The organism is Pseudomonas duriflava, assembly GCF_007830155.1.
Lineage (GTDB): Bacteria > Pseudomonadota > Gammaproteobacteria > Pseudomonadales > Pseudomonadaceae > Chryseomonas > Chryseomonas duriflava.
Genome location: NZ_VLKY01000002.1, coordinates 150,022 through 165,576 on the forward strand (window position 1 = coordinate 150,022; position 15,555 = coordinate 165,576).

Consider the following 15,555-nt stretch of genomic DNA (forward strand, 5'->3'; position numbering starts at 1 on the left):
TCATGACAGACACCCATTCTCCGGTTATTGCGCCGCCAAATATCTGGCTGGCCTTGATCCCCATTGTGCTCACCATCGGGCTGCTCAGCCTGCAGATCATCTACTACGGTGACTTCACACCTCACATCCCACTGGCCATAGGCTTTGCCATTACCGGCATTGTGGGCTGGATACAGGGCTATCGCTGGAAGGATATCGAAGAAGGTGCCTTCCACGTCCTACACGTTGCCATGCCCGCCATTGCCACGCTGATTCTGGTAGGCATGCTGGTGAGCGTGTGGATCGCCAGCGGCACCGTACCAATGCTTATCTACTACGGGCTGGAGCTGATCAATCCCGCCTGGTTCCTGGTAGCCTCCATGCTGCTTTGTTCGCTCGTATCGCTGGCCATCGGGTCGAGCTGGACAACCGTCGGCACCATCGGGCTTGCCTTGGTAGGCATCGGAACCGCCTTTGGTATTCCACTTTATTGGGTCGCAGGCGCTGTTGTTTCCGGTTCGTTTTTTGGTGACAAGGTTTCGCCGTTGTCGGATACCACCAACCTGGCCGCTGCCGTTACGGAAACCAACGTGTTCGACCACATCCGCAACATGATGCCGACCACGATCCCAGCCATGCTGATTGCCTTTGTGCTCTATCTGCTTGCAGGTGGCCAGGTCATGGTCGATGACAGCCAGCTCGAGCAGATTCGCCAGCTCAAGGAAGGTCTTCGCGCGAATTTCGATATGGGCGTGCTGGCCCTGTTACCGCTGCTTGTAGTCATGGCCCTGGCTTTCTTCAAGGTCGCGCCGATTCCCGCTCTGTTTACAGGTTTCGCGCTGGGCGGCGTTGTGGCGTTCATCAACTACGGTTACAACTTCAATCAGTTGCTCGCCTTTGCCCACGCTGGATTCAAGATCGAAAGCGGCAGCGCATCGCTGGATAGCCTGCTCAATCGCGGCGGGGTCACGTCGATGACCTGGGTCGTGACGCTGATGATGTTCGCACTGGCTTTTGGCGGGGCGCTCGAACGCACTCGCTGCCTGGAGTCGGTTGTGGCAGCCGTAATGCGCATGAGCCGAGGCATCAAGGGCTTGCAGCGCAACGCGATCCTGACCTCCATCGCTACCAATGCCGTTGCCGGCGATGTGTACCTGTCCATTGCGCTGCCCGGGCGGATGTACGGCCCTGAATATGATCGCCTGGGCTATAGCCGCCTCAACCTGTCTCGCGCTATCGAGGAAGGCGGTACGCTGATGTCGCCGCTCATTCCATGGAATGCCGGAGGCGCCTTTGTGATTGGCACGCTGGGCCTGGGCGTTGCGTCCGGCGATTACAGTACGCTGCTCTACGCCCCGCTGGCGTTTGCGTGCTGGCTCTCCCCCTTGATTGGCATCTTCTATGCGCAGATGGGCTGGTTCTGCAAACGCGCGCAGAATGAGCCGCCAGTATCGGGCGATACCGCGGGGCTCCAGCCAGTGAGTGAACGATGAAACAAAGTAGTACCATGCAGTCCTCAGCCATGCCTTCGGCCACTCCAGGTGTCGCCGTCGTCGGCGCGGGCATCGTTGGCCTGTGCACAGCGCTGCAAGCGCAGCGCGCAGGCTATCAGGTGACCCTGATCGACAGGGACAAGCCCGGCAGGGGCGCTTCCTTCGGCAATGCCGGCTATCTGGCAACAGAGCTGATTGATCCATTAGCCACGACCGACACCCTGCAGCGTGCTCCACGCATGCTGCTGGACCCGCAGGGTCCGCTCTCCCTGCCAATCCGTTATCTGCATAAGAGCTTTCCGTGGCTGCTGCGCTTCCTGGCTGCAGCCCGGCCGGCGCAGGTTGAGCGCTCCTGTGACGGCTTGCGGCAACTCAACCGAGAGGCCATCGCCGCCTGGAAGCGCTGCCTGCAGGATATAGACGCCACGGATCATCTTGTGCCGTCGGGCTATCTGCTGGTGTGGGAATCACCGGAGCGTCGCCCGGAAGCCGAAGAACACAGCCGCTATTTGAAAGGCTGGGGTATCGAGAACATCCTGGTAGATGCCAAGCAGGTTGCCGAACTGGAGCCAGCCCTAAGCACGGCAGTGTCCCATGGTTTGTTCTTTCCCAATGCCTGCCAGATGCGTGACCCTTACCTGCTGTGCCAGCAGCTGTTTGCCGTATTCGAGGCCCGCGGGGGACGATTCGTCCAGCAGACCATTGACCACCTGAAGGCTGACGCACAGCAGGTAACCCTGACCGGACCGCGCGAAACGCTGAAATGCGATACCGCGATCATTTGTGCCGGTGCATGGAGCAGAACGCTGCTGAACATGACCGGTCTTGATGTACCGCTGGAGGCCGAAAGGGGTTATCACCTGACCGTACAGGGCAACACTGCGGCACTTAACCGCCCGGTAGGTTCGGCGGAGCGTCATTTTGTTCTGAGCCCCTTGGAGTCAGGTCTGCGCGCGGTGGGCTTCACCGAAATCGGTGGCTTGCTGGCAAAACCCTTCAGTCGGCGCTTCAAGGCGCTGCTAAAGCACAGCCAGGCGCTTGTTCCAGCGCTGAATACCCCTTCCTTGCAAAAAAGTGAATGGATGGGGCATCGCCCTACCCTACCGGACTCCCTGCCGGTAATCAGTCAACACCCTGCACATGCGAACCTACTGTTTGCCTTTGGAAATCAGCATCTGGGTGTTACTCAAGCGGCCATAACCGCCGAAGTTGTCGTCAGCCTCATGACTGGCGAAGAACCTGCCGTTGACACTCACCTGTTCAGAGTCGACCGCTTCTAAATGTCCATCAATAGCGCTGCGGCCTCGTAGCGCTATTGATGGAGCTCAAGGTAGTCCAGCAGCTTTTCGACTCTCTGCTTGTCGCTGATCCCCCAAAACCGCATCTTGGTACCGGGCACCACCTCGTCAGGATCGGCAAGAAAGGCGGTCACTGTTTCTCGCGTCCAGACCACGTCCGACGTCTGCATAGCGGGTGAGTAGTTATAATCCTTCAGAGCGCCCGCACGGCGTCCGAACAGCCCGTTGAGGTGCGGACCAAAGCCGCTACGGGCAGCGGGCCCAACGCTATGACAATTACCACAGCGCTGGGTGAACAGCACCTTGCCGGCATTGAGGTCGCTCGCCGCCTGCACACCAGGATGAATAAGCAGGGCCAGCATCCATAGAACCGTTTTCTTCATGCGCTCCTCAGGTCATCTATAGGCAAGGAAATAAGGGCTCGAACGTGTCATTGGATGCTTCTTTTACTGGCTTTACCCATTATTTCAAGAGCATGCGCCTAGCAGGCTAAAGAAACCACACACTCCTACCGTTAAGGTGGTGCCCTTTCTCCTTTCTCTCCTTATTGGTATCCCATGTTCAATGCTCGCTTGAAAAAGGATTTGCAAGACCAGGCCGCAGAGCTGCTCGCTTTACGCCAATTGTTCAATGGCATGAACGACTCGATGATAGCGTTGACGCTGGATACCGAATTTCGGATTCAGAGCTGCAACGCCGCGTTTCTCAAGGCGCTCGGTTATTCGGCTCATCAAGTGCAGAATCGACCCATGGCAGAGGTCGTACCGTCCTATGTAAAAACGCTCCCCTGCTTTCATAACTTTCGGGCAGCCGTGGCCAAGGGCACGCCCGTCAGCGATAACTATCGTTATCTCCGGGCCGATGGCAGCCTCGCCTGGCTAAAGATTCACTGGCAGCCGATCCGTAATGAACGGGGCGAACTGATGCATATCCAGGGCTTCGGCTCGGATGTCAGCACGTCGGTCGAACTGGCAAAGGAGAACGAAAACTTCATTAACGCCTTGCTGCGTTCCACGGCCGTCATTGAGTTCAACCTGGACGGCACGGTCATCAAGGCCAACGACCTGTTCCTGAAAACGATGGGCTATTCGCAGGCCCAGATCGTAGGCAAGCACCATCGCCTGTTCTGTACCGCGGAGGAAGCCTCTTCCACTCAGTACTCGGGTTTCTGGGCGCGGCTCAACCGCGGTGAGTACGTGGCGGATCGCTTCAAGCGGGTTGATAGCCACGGCCGCGAGGTCTGGCTCGAGGCCACCTACAACCCGGTCTACGACATGCAAAACAGGCTGTACAAGGTTGTAAAGTTCGCCACGCTGATTACCGACCAAGTAACGCGGGAAACCGAAGTGCGCGAGGCGGCTGGCACTGCCTACGATATTTCGCAGCAAACCGACCTGATTGCCCAGCGCGGTACCACTGTGGTTCAGGACACGGTAAGCACCATGCAGCAGATTTCCGCCGAAATGCAGTCCGCCGCGCAGGGTATCGAGGCGTTGGGTAAGCAATCGCTGCTTATCAGCTCGATTGTGCAAACCATTGGCGGGATCGCCGCGCAGACCAACCTGCTGGCCCTGAACGCAGCCATCGAGGCGGCGCGTGCAGGCGAACAGGGTCGCGGTTTTGCCGTTGTGGCCGATGAGGTACGCCAGTTGGCTGGGCGGACCAGCGCGGCAACCGAAGAAATTGTCGAGGTCGTCCAGCAAAACCAGAAGATGGTTGACGATGCCGTGCGTGACATGGCCAACAGCCGCGAGCAGGCGATACGCGGACTGGAGCTGGCGACCCAGGCCGGTGCGGCTATCGTCGAGATTCAGGATGGAGCCCAGCAGGTCGTGACCGCAATAAAGCGTTTCGCGAACGAGCTGTAAGCGCTCCAGCGCCTTTATACCGGCGGGTGCCGGCTCGGCCTGAAAGGCCGACCACTAACACGAACTGGCCAACCTTATGGCAGGCTAACCCAACGCTTCGGCCACAACTCGTGCCGCCGAGGCGATCACGTCATTACGGGCCTTGGCTGTCGGCTCCGTCTGCGCCGTGTAAATGGCAATGATCATTGGTGCACGTCCGGGCGGCCAGAGCACGGCTATATCGCTTGCCGTGCCGTAATCGCCCGTGCCGGTCTTGTCACCCACCTGCCAGTCGCTGGGCACGCCAGCGCGGATACGTGTGTTGCCCGTGGTATTGCCGCGCAGCCAGGCCTGTAGCTGTTCACGTGACGCCGCAGAAAGGGCGTCACCCAAGGCGAGCCGCTGCAGGCTATAGCCCATTGCCTCAGGGGTTGAAGTGTCGCGGGGATCACCGGGAATCGCCGTGTTGAGCTCCGTCTCCCAACGGTCAAGACGAAACATTTCATCGTCAATCGACCGGGCGAATGCCGTGACCGCAGCCGGACCGCCCAGGTGCGCCATCAACAGATTGGCGGCCGTGTTGTCGCTGTATTGGATCGCTGCGGCGCACAGCTCGGCGATTGTCATGCCCTGAGCGAGATGTTTTTCAGTAATGGGTGAGTAGGTTACCAAGTCATGCTCTGTATAACGGATATGCTGCTCCAGCAACCCGTGGGCCTTTTCGTTCTGCGCCAGAATGGCAGCGGCAAGCATGACCTTGAACGTACTGTTCATGGGAAAGCGCTCATCCGCCCGGTAACGCAGCACTGTGCCCGCTCCCGTATCCCACGCAAACACCCCCAAACGGCCGTTAAGTTCTTGTTCAAGCCTCGCCAGTCGCTGTTCAGTTGCGGCAGGCTCAGGTCGGATTGCGGCCCAGGTGGAAACGGTACCTATCATCAGCGGAAGCGCAGACACACCCAGCAAGAAGGTCCGGCGAGGTAGAGAGTTCATCGGCATATTCCCATGGCAGCTCAGGAAGCATCATCGTACCGGCTTTTTTGTGCACCTACGAAGGCGGCCAGTGGCTTCAGCCCACCGCGCGCACCAGCGAGTGAAACCCCAACAGCAGCAAACCCAAAAAGAAACAGCGCTTGAAAACGGCCTCGCTAAGCCGCTGGCGAATCCACTGGCCCAGGGCTAGCCCTGCCAGGGCCGGCAGTACCATCAGGCCAGACACGCCAAGCGAGCCGGTCGGCAGCCCGCCGTGCCACCATAGGCCCGCACCTAGCGCCACGGTAGAGACCGTGAAGGAAAGGCCCAATGTCTGGATCAGCGCTTCCTTGCCGAGCCCCAGCGCCTGGAAATAGGGTACAGCCGGCACGACGAAAACACCGGTAGCACCGGTCACCAGTCCGGTTAGAAACCCTACAAGAATTGACAGGCTGCCCTCTTGGCGAGGCGCTACGAACCATCTGATCGACATCAGCCCCATACCGCCATAAAGCATCAGAATCAACCCTAGCAGGGCCGGAATCCAGCCAGAGCCCGCATCGGCCAGCCAGCGCGTCGTAATCAGGGTGCCTAGAATGAGGCTTACCATCATGGGCCAGAAGCGCCGTAACAGGGCTCCCAGGGCAGGCCCGTCCCATAGCTGCCACAGGTTCGTGACCAGCGACGGGATCAATAGCAAGGCAGCGGCTTCGGCCGGTGGCATGCACAACGCCAGCAGCCCCAAGGCAACAGTGGGCAACCCCATACCCAGCACGCCTTTAACCAGGCCTGCGCCTAGAAAGACGATAAAGGCAAACAATACGGCCATGCTTTTGCCTCGAAGGGATTCAACACCACCCTGCACCTTTGGCAGCGGATTGAGTATCGGTATTTTCCGAGCGATGGCTTAGGCTGGGGCGAAAGCCAATGAACAGCGGGCCTGCATGCGATTCAGTCTGACCGACCTGAAGCTCTTCCTAAACGTCGATGAAGCCCAGAGCATGACACGCGGGCCGGGCGCTAGCCCATCATGCATGTACCGATTTGTCGCCTTATCACCCCAGGCCCGGCTACTGGCGGGCGGTCTACTCGCCGCGTCTCGCCAGGCCTAAGCCGCTTGGGTCACTCAAACGCTGTGTTAGGCATAGCACTAACGATACGCAGGCATTGTCCTTCATAACCGTCCAGGTTGAGGGTCAACTCACCGTTTTCCAACAGATCGCCTTCTACGGTTTCGTTGATCATGTCAACGACCGGCCCTGGCGTCACGTTGTTCAGGGTAATGGTCTCCTGGATCGATGTGGCGCCAAAGTTGAGAGCGGTAATCTGCGTACCACGTCCCGCCGGCAGTTCGTGAACCATGACCAGCAGCCCCGGCGATACCACATCCGGCACGGCAATCTGGTGACTGGAGGCAATGCCATAGGCCTGCCGTACCGCCAACAGGCGCTTGAGCTTGTTGGCAAACGAGTCCGGATTGGCCAGTTGCTCGTTCAGGCTGCCGTAAAGGCTTACCGCCCTGGGCAGGCCGTCGCTGGAATGTGTGGCCTCGGTGTTGGCATCCGCTAGATCGTAACCGCCCCGCTCGATCCAGCGGGTATCGCCATCACGCATACGGTCTTCGACCAGGGCGAACGGCAGCGGCAACGCACCAACCAAATCCCAGCCAGATAGAGCAAACACGCCGGGCTGTAGGGCATTGAACATGGCCAGCAGCAGGTGTAACTGCTGAATACGAGCCTTGTCCTCGTCGGTCATCGAGTCGAGTTCGCGAATGCCCAGGGCGGCAGCGATTACGCTGGCTGTAGTACAGGCTACGCCATTGGTGACGAACCGCAGGTTATACGGCGCATGTTCGCCACTGAGCCGCTCGTACATGACTTCGCGGATATGCTCGCGCAGGATCGAGCCGCGCCAGGTCTGGCCCTGGTACATGAAGTTAGTGTCCGCATGCAACGTCCAGAAATGCACGAGTTCAAGCGTGAGTTCGTCGTGATTCTGCAACGCATGGATCAGCGAAGCCGGGTCGATATTGTACTGGTGCATGATGCGCAGCATCAGGCGCAGGAATTCGGTATCGCCGGTCAGCAGCGCATGGTGATAGGCCGGACGGGTAATGAAATCGTAGGACAGATCCGCCCCGCCCTTGCTCATGGCGGCAATGTCGTCCACGGTCAGGTTCAATTCCTGAAAACTGAAACCGCCTGCCTTACGCACTGCGCCACCAATCAACTGGTTGCCGACGATGGCAAGCGGATGGCCTTCCGACCAGGCTTTGTCATGGGCTCGCCGCTCTACGCCGAGAAACCCGTTTGCATCTAGCCGCAGGCCACGTGCGCCAAGCACGTCGAGGGAATGCAGCGCATCGCCAATGACCATTTGCTGTGCGGCAAAGCTGGGATCGAGCCAATTGAGGGCCGGCTGTCCTTCCTTGAAGTAATGCAGGTACACCCAACGCCGGTCCTTACCGTCAACGCCCGTGATGACCGGCGTAGCGCTCCAGTCCGTTTCCTTCACGCCCGGCTCGAAAAAGATCACCCGCTGAAGCTGGCCGACGATGTAGCACTTCTCTTTCAGCGTATCGACAACTTCCGGTGGGAGATTGACCGCATCGCGGCCCTCCGGGACTTCCGGCAGTAACTCCCAGTCCTCAGGCTTGATCTCAACCATGTGATAGAGGCCGGGATAGTCTTCATAGGCCAGTTCAGCCAGACGAAAATCAGCGCCTTTACCGGTGTGAGCCGGGATGACGTCATCCACTACGACGGCATTGTGCGCCGAGGCCATGCGGCTCAGGGCAATGAATTCCTCTTCTGTTCCGTACTGGGGATCAATGTCAAAGCTGATCCGGTCGAAGTTACCGTCAATGGTAGGTGTTGCTTCATAGCCCTTGAGCCCGCCAGAGGCTTTGGTCGGGCCGGTATGAATGGCCTGAACGCCAATAGCGGACAAGGCATGCCAGAGCGTTGGGCTCCCGAGTGTTTTCAGTACCGAATCACCAGCGCCTGTGATCACCGAACTGGGATAGGCCGTAAACCAGACGGAAGCGACCGCCGTTGCCCGTCGTGGGCGCGTTTCGGCATAGGGGTGCATCCAGAAGCGGGCCTGCCCACCGTAGGTCTTTGCACGCTGACGAGCCTGGTGAAGCATGGATTGCTCGACGAGCCATTGTACGTATTCGGGATCTGGCGCTGTCATATCGGACCCTGGGCATTGAGTTCGAACGTTGGACTATTGCGCCTGGATTTTCTATCCCGACCGGCTGCGTCAAAATTCTCGCAGGGGTTACCCTTCCCTCCTATTTTTATGCCTTCCTGCCGTATGGCAAGAGGCTACGGTAGCTCATCATCGCCTTGGTTTCAGCCTGGTCACTACACTATCTGGCCGCCAGGAATACCCTGCGCTTCCGCCAGTTCACGCCGTGACAGGCAAGGTCGCGATCTGGTTACGCCCTGCATGTTTCGCCTGATAGAGCGCCTGATCGGCCAGTTCTACAAGCTCCAGACTACCCAACATGCCACTATCGCTTAACCGGCAAGCGTGTACACCACCGCTAAACGTGACCCGGCCGTATGGGCTGTTCCCATGGGGAATGTTTAGTTCATCCAGCGCTTTTTTAATACGCTCGGCTACGACCAGTGCGCCTTCGACTTCGCAGCCCGGCAGCAGCACCGCCATCTCTTCGCCACCGTAACGAGCCGCGACATCGCCTGTACGAGGCAGAGCCGACTGGATAACCTCGGCAACTGCCTTGAGGCATTGGTCACCGGCGGGGTGCCCGTACAGGTCGTTATAGCCCTTGAAGTAGTCGATATCGATCATGATCAATCCCAGGGGCTGGCCGGTCCGCGCGGCCCGCTTCATTTCCTGCGGTAGGGCCATATCGAAATAACGCCGATTAGCCAGACCAGTGAGCCCGTCCGACATGGCCTGCCGCTCCAAGGTGTTACGCGCCTCGATCAGGTCGACCTCTATCCTTTTGCGATAACGGATCTGTCGTAACAAGACGATGCCAAATGCCCCCATGATGAGCGAAAGCGCCAAAACGATATAAGCCGACCGCCACATGTGGTTTTCCCACCCGGCCAACAATGCCTTGCGTGACAGGGCTGCCATGACCACCAGTGGATACTTCTCCAGACGCTGGTAACCATACAAGCGCTCGACCCCGTCGATTACCGCCTTGATGCTCACGATGCCCGAAGAAGATTGCTGCAGGCTCGTGGTAAAGACGTAGCTTTTTTCCAGGTTTCTGCCTACCAGGTATTCGTCCTTGAACGGGCGTCGTGCCAGGATTGTTCCGTCAGGTATAGCCAACACAATGACGCCGGACTCATCGATCTCGAAATCTTTATAAAAATCGAGGAAATAATCCATTTTCAATGTTGCCAGTATCACACCAGCGAAGCGGCCATCGTCCCGATAGAGCCGCCGGGAAACGGGAATAACCCAGTTTCCTGTCGTGCGTGAATGAAGGGCCGAGCCGATATGCAGATCCGGATTGGTATTACGCCGGTGAAAATCAAAGTAGTCTCGGTCTGCATTGCTACCTTTCCAGGGTGAATACTCCATGGAAGTAGCCAGCCAGCGCCCTTCTTGATCGAAAACAAACAAACCCTCGACTTGCTCCAGAGCAGCCTTGTACTTCTTCAGCAAAGCCCGTATGGACTCCCGTTGAAACGCCCTTTCGTCTTGCAGCTCAAGTTGATGCTGGAGCCCAATCAGGGCGATATCCACCTCGGACAAAGCGTCTTCGGCATGCTGCGCCAAGGATTTGGTCAGGTTGGCGGTTGCCTCTTCGGAGCGTTGTACTGCCACGCCATGCGCAGTCCAGCCCTGCCATAGCTCCAAACCGGCAAGGGAGAGAAAAACCAGGCCGAGGAAGGAAAGGGTCAGTGCTTCAAGAGGTAACCGCCTGAAGGACGTTCGTGTAGATGAAGGATGACCCATGGATAACGTTGACTACCTTTATTCGCCTGTCATCCATGAACGTTTGGTCCTGCCAGCATGCCTGGGGAGCGGGCCTGTCGAACGCAACTAAACGTCGACAATGCCTGCCCTACCGCCCTGGTCTATCAGTTAAAAGCCAACCCCTGACGCCACCACAGCGCCATTTGGGTCAAGCCGCGCCGGTTGAGCTATGTAGCTCAATCAATACAGATTAGTGGCTCTTCACCCATCGTTATCATCACCAAACCGCGCCTCATAGGCAGATTTGTTTACTGGTTTTAGGCCAGTGGTACCCATGGCTTCGATCGCAGTGCTGGAATTTAGGTAATCGATAAAACGCTGGGCCTGCTCAGGCCGCTTGCTGCCTGGTAAAAGGCACGCTGTATAAAGCGTCATTTGCTGGGCCTGGTCGGGAATCAGGCCCACCACGTCGACGCCTTCTACGTCTTTCAACTCGCTGAGTTGAGCGAAGCCTATATCGGCTTCCCTATGTGCCAGGACATCACTGATCGGCCGGTCCCTGACCAAACGGGTAGCGGCCTGAATGCGTTCCTTGATGCCCATCAGATTGAACAGGACGTTTTCCAGATACAGGCCGCTGGCCGTATTGGGATAGACCATGCTTTTAGCTTGAAGCAGGGTCTGCTTGAAGCTTTCCATGCTTGTGATATCAGGCTTTGCGGTTCCTGTCGGAACGGCCATGGCAATGTACGAACGGGCGAAGTCAGTACACTGCTCGGCCTTCAACTCACCGGCACTGGCCAATTTGAAAATGGCCATCCGGTCCAACAGCGCCACGTCAGCACTCTGTCCATTTGAAAGAGAGCCGAACAGGGTACTCAATGCGCTACCGCGGGACGGGGCAAGGTAGGCTGCCAGGGTTTCTCCGTAGGTTTGTTCATAGGTGGGACGAACGGCCTCGAAGGCGGCCAGAGCGCCTCGGGCACTTACTATTTGCAAGGGCGCAGTTGGCGCCGAAGCGGCCCACACGGCTGCAGCGAGCGGTAAGCTCAGTACAACCAGTGTCAGCGTAAAAAGGAAAAGGGATGTTTTCATGATTCCAAACGATCCGAGCACGCGGGTCGGATCCGGGTTCCAGATTGATAGCCAATGGCCCGATTTTACGTCAATACAAAGAAACCTTACCTGAACAAGCCGTTACTAGGCATGTTTTATACGCACCTTGTGGGCAATAACCCTTCAGCACAGGATTCACCTATTTCAAGGCTTGCCTTAAAAGAGCTGAGTGAGCGACCTAACACCTAAGTATGGCACGAGGTAGTACTTCCATTCTCTCAGCCGTCGATCATCTCGGTGATCTTGTCGGCGAGGTCAGCCATCGCGAAAGGCTTGGTAATTAGTTCCATCCCGGGTTCCAGATAACCATTGCCAACGGCGGCATTCTCCGCATAGCCCGTGACGAAAAGCACCTTTAGGTCGGGCCGCGAAATCCGGGCGGCGTCCGCGACCTGGCGGCCATTCATGCCACCGGGCAATCCGACGTCGGTGATCAGCAGATCGATCCGTGTGGCAGTTTCTAGAATCTTTAGGCCGGACGGCCCGTCCTCTGCTTCAAGGGTTGTATACCCCGCTTCCATTAGCACCTCGACAATAAGCATCCGCACGGTGGGCTCATCATCAATGACGAGCACCGTCTCGCCAGCGCCCGTTGCAGATATTGAAGCATCAGTGTCCGTCGGTCCCGCGTCCAACGGACCGGTGTAGCGTGGGAGATAGAGGCACATCGTCGTGCCGTGTCCATCCTCGGAGTAGACCCGCACCTGCCCACCTGACTGGCGCACAAACCCGTGGATCATCGAGAGCCCGAGACCTGTTCCCTGCCCAATCGGTTTGGTGGTGAAAAACGGGTCGAAAATGCGGTCGACGATATCCTTGGGAATTCCGGTTCCGCTGTCGGTCACACAGATCGAGATGTACTGGCCCGGCGGAAGATCGCGCTCCGCGCCGGCGCGTCCATCGAGCCATTTGTTGGCGGTTTCTATCGTGATCCGCCCCCCTTCGGGCATTGCATCGCGCGCATTGATCGTGAGGTTGAGCAACGCGCTTTCAAGCTGAGCCGGGTCGACCTTGGTCGACCAAAGCCCCGCAGCTCCCACCACTTCGACGAGGATGGACGGTCCGACGGTGCGCCGAATGAGGTCCTCCATACCGAACACTAGCCGGTTGACGTCGGTGGGTTTTGGATCGAGGGTCTGGCGACGGGAGAAGGCCAGCAGTCGCTGAGTGAGGGTAGCCGCGCGTTGTGCCGAGTTTTGCGCGCCAACGATAAAGCGTTCAATGCCTTGGGTACGACCCTGCGAAAGCCGACGCTCTATCACTTCAAGGCTGCCACAAATGCCTGCCAGCAGATTGTTGAAGTCGTGAGCGATGCCGCCCGTGAGTTGCCCTACTGCTTCCATTTTCTGTGCCTGGCGTAGCGCCTCGTTGGCCTTGGTAAGTTCGGCCGTTCGCTCCTCAACACGCTGCTCCAGTGTTTGGTTAAGCCGCGAGAGTTCTAGATTTAGGTGATCCGCGTCCGATAGCGCAGCCGAAAGCTCGGTTGCTTTTTCGCGGATATCCGCCCGTGCTCGATCTAGGGCAGCGGCCAATTTATTGGCGCGATCGGTTGCGTCGCGGGCGACACCGACCAAGCCGCTGCTGGCAAGCTGCACCGCCTCCGCATTGAGAAGCGCCGACAGCAGAGGGGTATCGGCGAAGCGCTCAATCGGCAGCTGATAGGCTGTCCCGATCAGCAGGAAGACGACTGAGCCGCATGCGAAGCACAGCGCGGGCTTGAATGTATCCTGGTCCGGAAAGGGGAGCTGGAGCGTGAATGTGGCTCCGGAGACCGGCTGCATGTTCAGAAAGGCACGCCAAGACGGGCCGCCGGGCAACGTCTTCGGAAATCCGGGGGCTGGCAACAACGCGCCAATTTCCGCATCGTGCAGAAATATAAGGAACGCTTCGCCACCCGCTTCACGTGCAATCTGCGCTGCTTGCTCCGCCCGTGTCTCCGGCTGGGCTAAGCGGTTGGCGATTTCATGGATGTTGCTGAACACTATCAGCCCGGGAACAGGCATACGACCGCCGTGCAGTTGTGAAACCCCTCGAACTGCCCTTCAGCTCGAGCGATTTGGCCGTGGGTGTTGCAGCCAACGAGCGCAGCGTCTCCAATCCGGCTCGTCACTGCGTCGACTTCGGTTTGGAAATGATCGCCACATCTCAGCCGCGTGGCAACGCAGTCGAAAAATAGAGCCGCCTTTGGCAGGTTAGGGCCAAGTGCAGCAATTGCTGCATCTGTTGCGCGTTCGGCCGCTTCGGCCGCGGATGCATGTGAACTCTTCATGATCCGCACGACACTGCCGGTGGGGATTTCCGCCGCGCAATGAAGAGATCCATCCTCATTGACAACAAGTGGCACCCGCAACCTGTAGCCGCTGCCTGTGTCTATGCCGATAATGTTCTGGAGAAAAAACGGGATTGGCGCAGCGCGGTCGATATGCATGCCGTTGGCCTGCGCATGTTCTTCAAATGCTTCGACTGCGGGCAGGCCATTCAAGCTGACGAGCCTCAGACCAATCGCCTCCGTGACTCGTAAAGGCTTAGATGCCGGCTCCCACCCATGACTGACGCCGATCCCGAGCGGCTTTAGGGAGAGGATTTCGAGAGCCACTGCCGCATCCGAGAGCACTTGGGTCCCATGAAAGACGGTGGTGCGCTTGAAGTCGGCATTGTCGCCGGCACCGCCCCCGAAGAACTGATATTCGCCTGCGGTCTCGAGTGTCAGGGCATCGGTCAGAGTATCCGCATAGCCGGCCAAGGCATCGGTCAGGATCAAGGCTGATCGATGCGGGAAGGAATGATCCGAAATGCCCGCGAAACCACGCGCGATCTCGCGCGCTGCCGCGCCCGGATCATCCTTTAAGCGATGGCCGATTTGCGCAGTAAACTTCGACTCTTCATCGCGAATTGCAAGCGCGGTCGCAAACCCGACCCCAATCGTATCGTTCGTAAACTCTCCAGCTGAGGAGGCCCCGACGATTATTGAAGACGGCGCCGCGTCCCGGAGAGCCTTCAGCAAGAGTGCATGATCATAAGTTGGCGCCGCAAAAACAATGATAACGTGCGGGGGCAGTGGCAAGGCTGCATTTATCTGCTCCCCAAGAGCAGCTCCTGCTACTGCGCTGTCGGTCTCCGCCGTCGATACTGCAACTGTATTCATGGACATCGCCTTGAAAGCCATCGAGAAAAAGCCATAGCGGCTGGAAGGGGCCGGTCAACATACGGTGCTTGCGGCTCTTCGGCTGCTGCTTTCGCGGGTGGTGCCCCGTGAGGTGGTGTAGGAACACCGATCCTCGGTATGGCTAAGGATGATCAGGCTGCCAGTGCCGGCAGGCTGCTCAGTGTATATCATAATTTTTTCCAGCGTCATGTAGCGGCGCGACATCGACCCATTCGTCGTTTTGCTCGAGCATGAGCGCGCCGACGAGGCGGATGACCGCGGCGGTGTTGGGGAAGATGCCGATGACGTCGGCCCGTCGCTTGATCTCTTTGTTGACGCGCTCGAGCGGATTCGTAGACGAGATCTGGCCGATGGGAGAAGCGCTTCACGAGACCACCATCCTGCCTCAATTCGCGGGCTGAGTCTGGAGCCTATCCCAGACGAAACCACCATCCTCATCTTCCGCCGGCTGCTGGAAGTAACACGCATGGTTTACTAGGGATATGGCTCATCCCAACTCGATACGACAAGCTGGCCAGAAGCTTTGAGGCCATGGTTACGCTGCATGCGACACTACTTTTCGTACAAAACCTGACAAACACAACGCGCGCCTTTGTTGTTACGTTTTCATGACTAGAGAATGACGCTCAAATGAAGTGTAAGTGTCGTTTTTAAGACAACGCCAGAACGCTTGTCTTTATTAATAAACAAGGCTTCAGACCGTTCGTCGGCTTCTTTAAAAGCCGACTTTATCAACTGAACTTGGCCGTCTAAGAAATACTCAGGTGACTATT

Annotated in this window: 12 protein-coding genes and 1 pseudogene; 4 read left to right on the plus strand and 9 right to left on the minus strand. The window is 57.9% G+C overall.

Features of this window, described 5'->3' with window-relative positions; all coding sequences use genetic code 11:
• Positions 1 to 2: 2 nt before the first annotated feature.
• Both nhaC and IQ22_RS03120 read left to right on the plus strand, forming a co-directional pair.
• Positions 3 to 1,472: a Na+/H+ antiporter NhaC gene (nhaC, locus tag IQ22_RS03115; RefSeq protein WP_145137924.1), complete on the plus strand. Its 1,470-nt coding sequence runs from the start codon at positions 3 to 5 to the stop codon at positions 1,470 to 1,472.
• Complete coding sequence (locus tag IQ22_RS03120; RefSeq protein ID WP_208733595.1) at positions 1,469 to 2,752, plus strand: NAD(P)/FAD-dependent oxidoreductase; 1,284 nt, start codon at positions 1,469 to 1,471, stop codon at positions 2,750 to 2,752. Before nhaC ends, IQ22_RS03120 begins: the two co-directional genes overlap by 4 nt.
• Positions 2,753 to 2,784: 32 nt before the next feature.
• Here the strand turns inward: IQ22_RS03120 and IQ22_RS03125 are convergent, their stop codons facing one another.
• The gene (locus IQ22_RS03125) at positions 2,785 to 3,153 is read right to left on the minus strand and encodes a c-type cytochrome (protein ID WP_145137926.1); all 369 of its coding nucleotides are present in this window, start codon (positions 3,151 to 3,153) and stop codon (positions 2,785 to 2,787) included.
• Between the two features lie 174 nt (positions 3,154 to 3,327).
• On the opposite strand from IQ22_RS03125, the gene IQ22_RS03130 reads away from it, so the two are divergent.
• Positions 3,328 to 4,638: a methyl-accepting chemotaxis protein gene (locus IQ22_RS03130; protein ID WP_145137928.1), complete on the plus strand. Its 1,311-nt coding sequence runs from the start codon at positions 3,328 to 3,330 to the stop codon at positions 4,636 to 4,638.
• Positions 4,639 to 4,722: 84 nt separating this feature from the next.
• On the opposite strand, the gene bla is transcribed toward IQ22_RS03130, so the two are convergent.
• Both bla and IQ22_RS03140 read right to left on the minus strand, forming a co-directional pair.
• Complete coding sequence (gene bla, locus IQ22_RS03135; RefSeq protein WP_145137930.1) at positions 4,723 to 5,610, minus strand: class A beta-lactamase; 888 nt, start codon at positions 5,608 to 5,610, stop codon at positions 4,723 to 4,725.
• A 76-nt stretch (positions 5,611 to 5,686) separates the two neighbouring features.
• The gene (locus tag IQ22_RS03140; protein ID WP_145137932.1) at positions 5,687 to 6,418 is read right to left on the minus strand and encodes a sulfite exporter TauE/SafE family protein; all 732 of its coding nucleotides are present in this window, start codon (positions 6,416 to 6,418) and stop codon (positions 5,687 to 5,689) included.
• 115 nt (positions 6,419 to 6,533) lie between these two features.
• Between IQ22_RS03140 and IQ22_RS23130 the strand changes: the two genes are divergently transcribed.
• Positions 6,534 to 6,701 (plus strand): hypothetical protein, encoded by a 168-nt coding sequence (locus tag IQ22_RS23130; RefSeq protein WP_158635402.1) that lies wholly within the window; start codon positions 6,534 to 6,536, stop codon positions 6,699 to 6,701.
• Between the two features lie 10 nt (positions 6,702 to 6,711).
• On the opposite strand, the gene treS is transcribed toward IQ22_RS23130, so the two are convergent.
• The 6 genes and pseudogenes from treS to IQ22_RS23505 form a co-directional block, all read right to left on the minus strand.
• Entirely contained in the window at positions 6,712 to 8,787 is a 2,076-nt protein-coding gene (gene treS, locus IQ22_RS03145; RefSeq protein ID WP_145137934.1) for a maltose alpha-D-glucosyltransferase, read from the minus strand.
• Between the two features lie 216 nt (positions 8,788 to 9,003).
• Positions 9,004 to 10,539 (minus strand): sensor domain-containing diguanylate cyclase, encoded by a 1,536-nt coding sequence (locus tag IQ22_RS03150; protein ID WP_145137937.1) that lies wholly within the window; start codon positions 10,537 to 10,539, stop codon positions 9,004 to 9,006.
• A gap of 222 nt (positions 10,540 to 10,761) precedes the next feature.
• The gene (locus IQ22_RS03155; protein ID WP_145137940.1) at positions 10,762 to 11,595 is read right to left on the minus strand and encodes a substrate-binding domain-containing protein; all 834 of its coding nucleotides are present in this window, start codon (positions 11,593 to 11,595) and stop codon (positions 10,762 to 10,764) included.
• 239 nt (positions 11,596 to 11,834) lie between these two features.
• The gene (locus tag IQ22_RS03160) at positions 11,835 to 13,619 is read right to left on the minus strand and encodes an ATP-binding protein (RefSeq protein WP_145137943.1); all 1,785 of its coding nucleotides are present in this window, start codon (positions 13,617 to 13,619) and stop codon (positions 11,835 to 11,837) included.
• Entirely contained in the window at positions 13,601 to 14,761 is a 1,161-nt protein-coding gene (locus tag IQ22_RS03165) for an FIST signal transduction protein (RefSeq protein WP_145137946.1), read from the minus strand. Before IQ22_RS03165 ends, IQ22_RS03160 begins: the two co-directional genes overlap by 19 nt.
• 54 nt (positions 14,762 to 14,815) lie before the next feature.
• Positions 14,816 to 15,128 (minus strand): annotated as a pseudogene (locus IQ22_RS23505) (transposase); the annotation flags it as partial.
• Positions 15,129 to 15,555 lie beyond the last annotated feature (427 nt).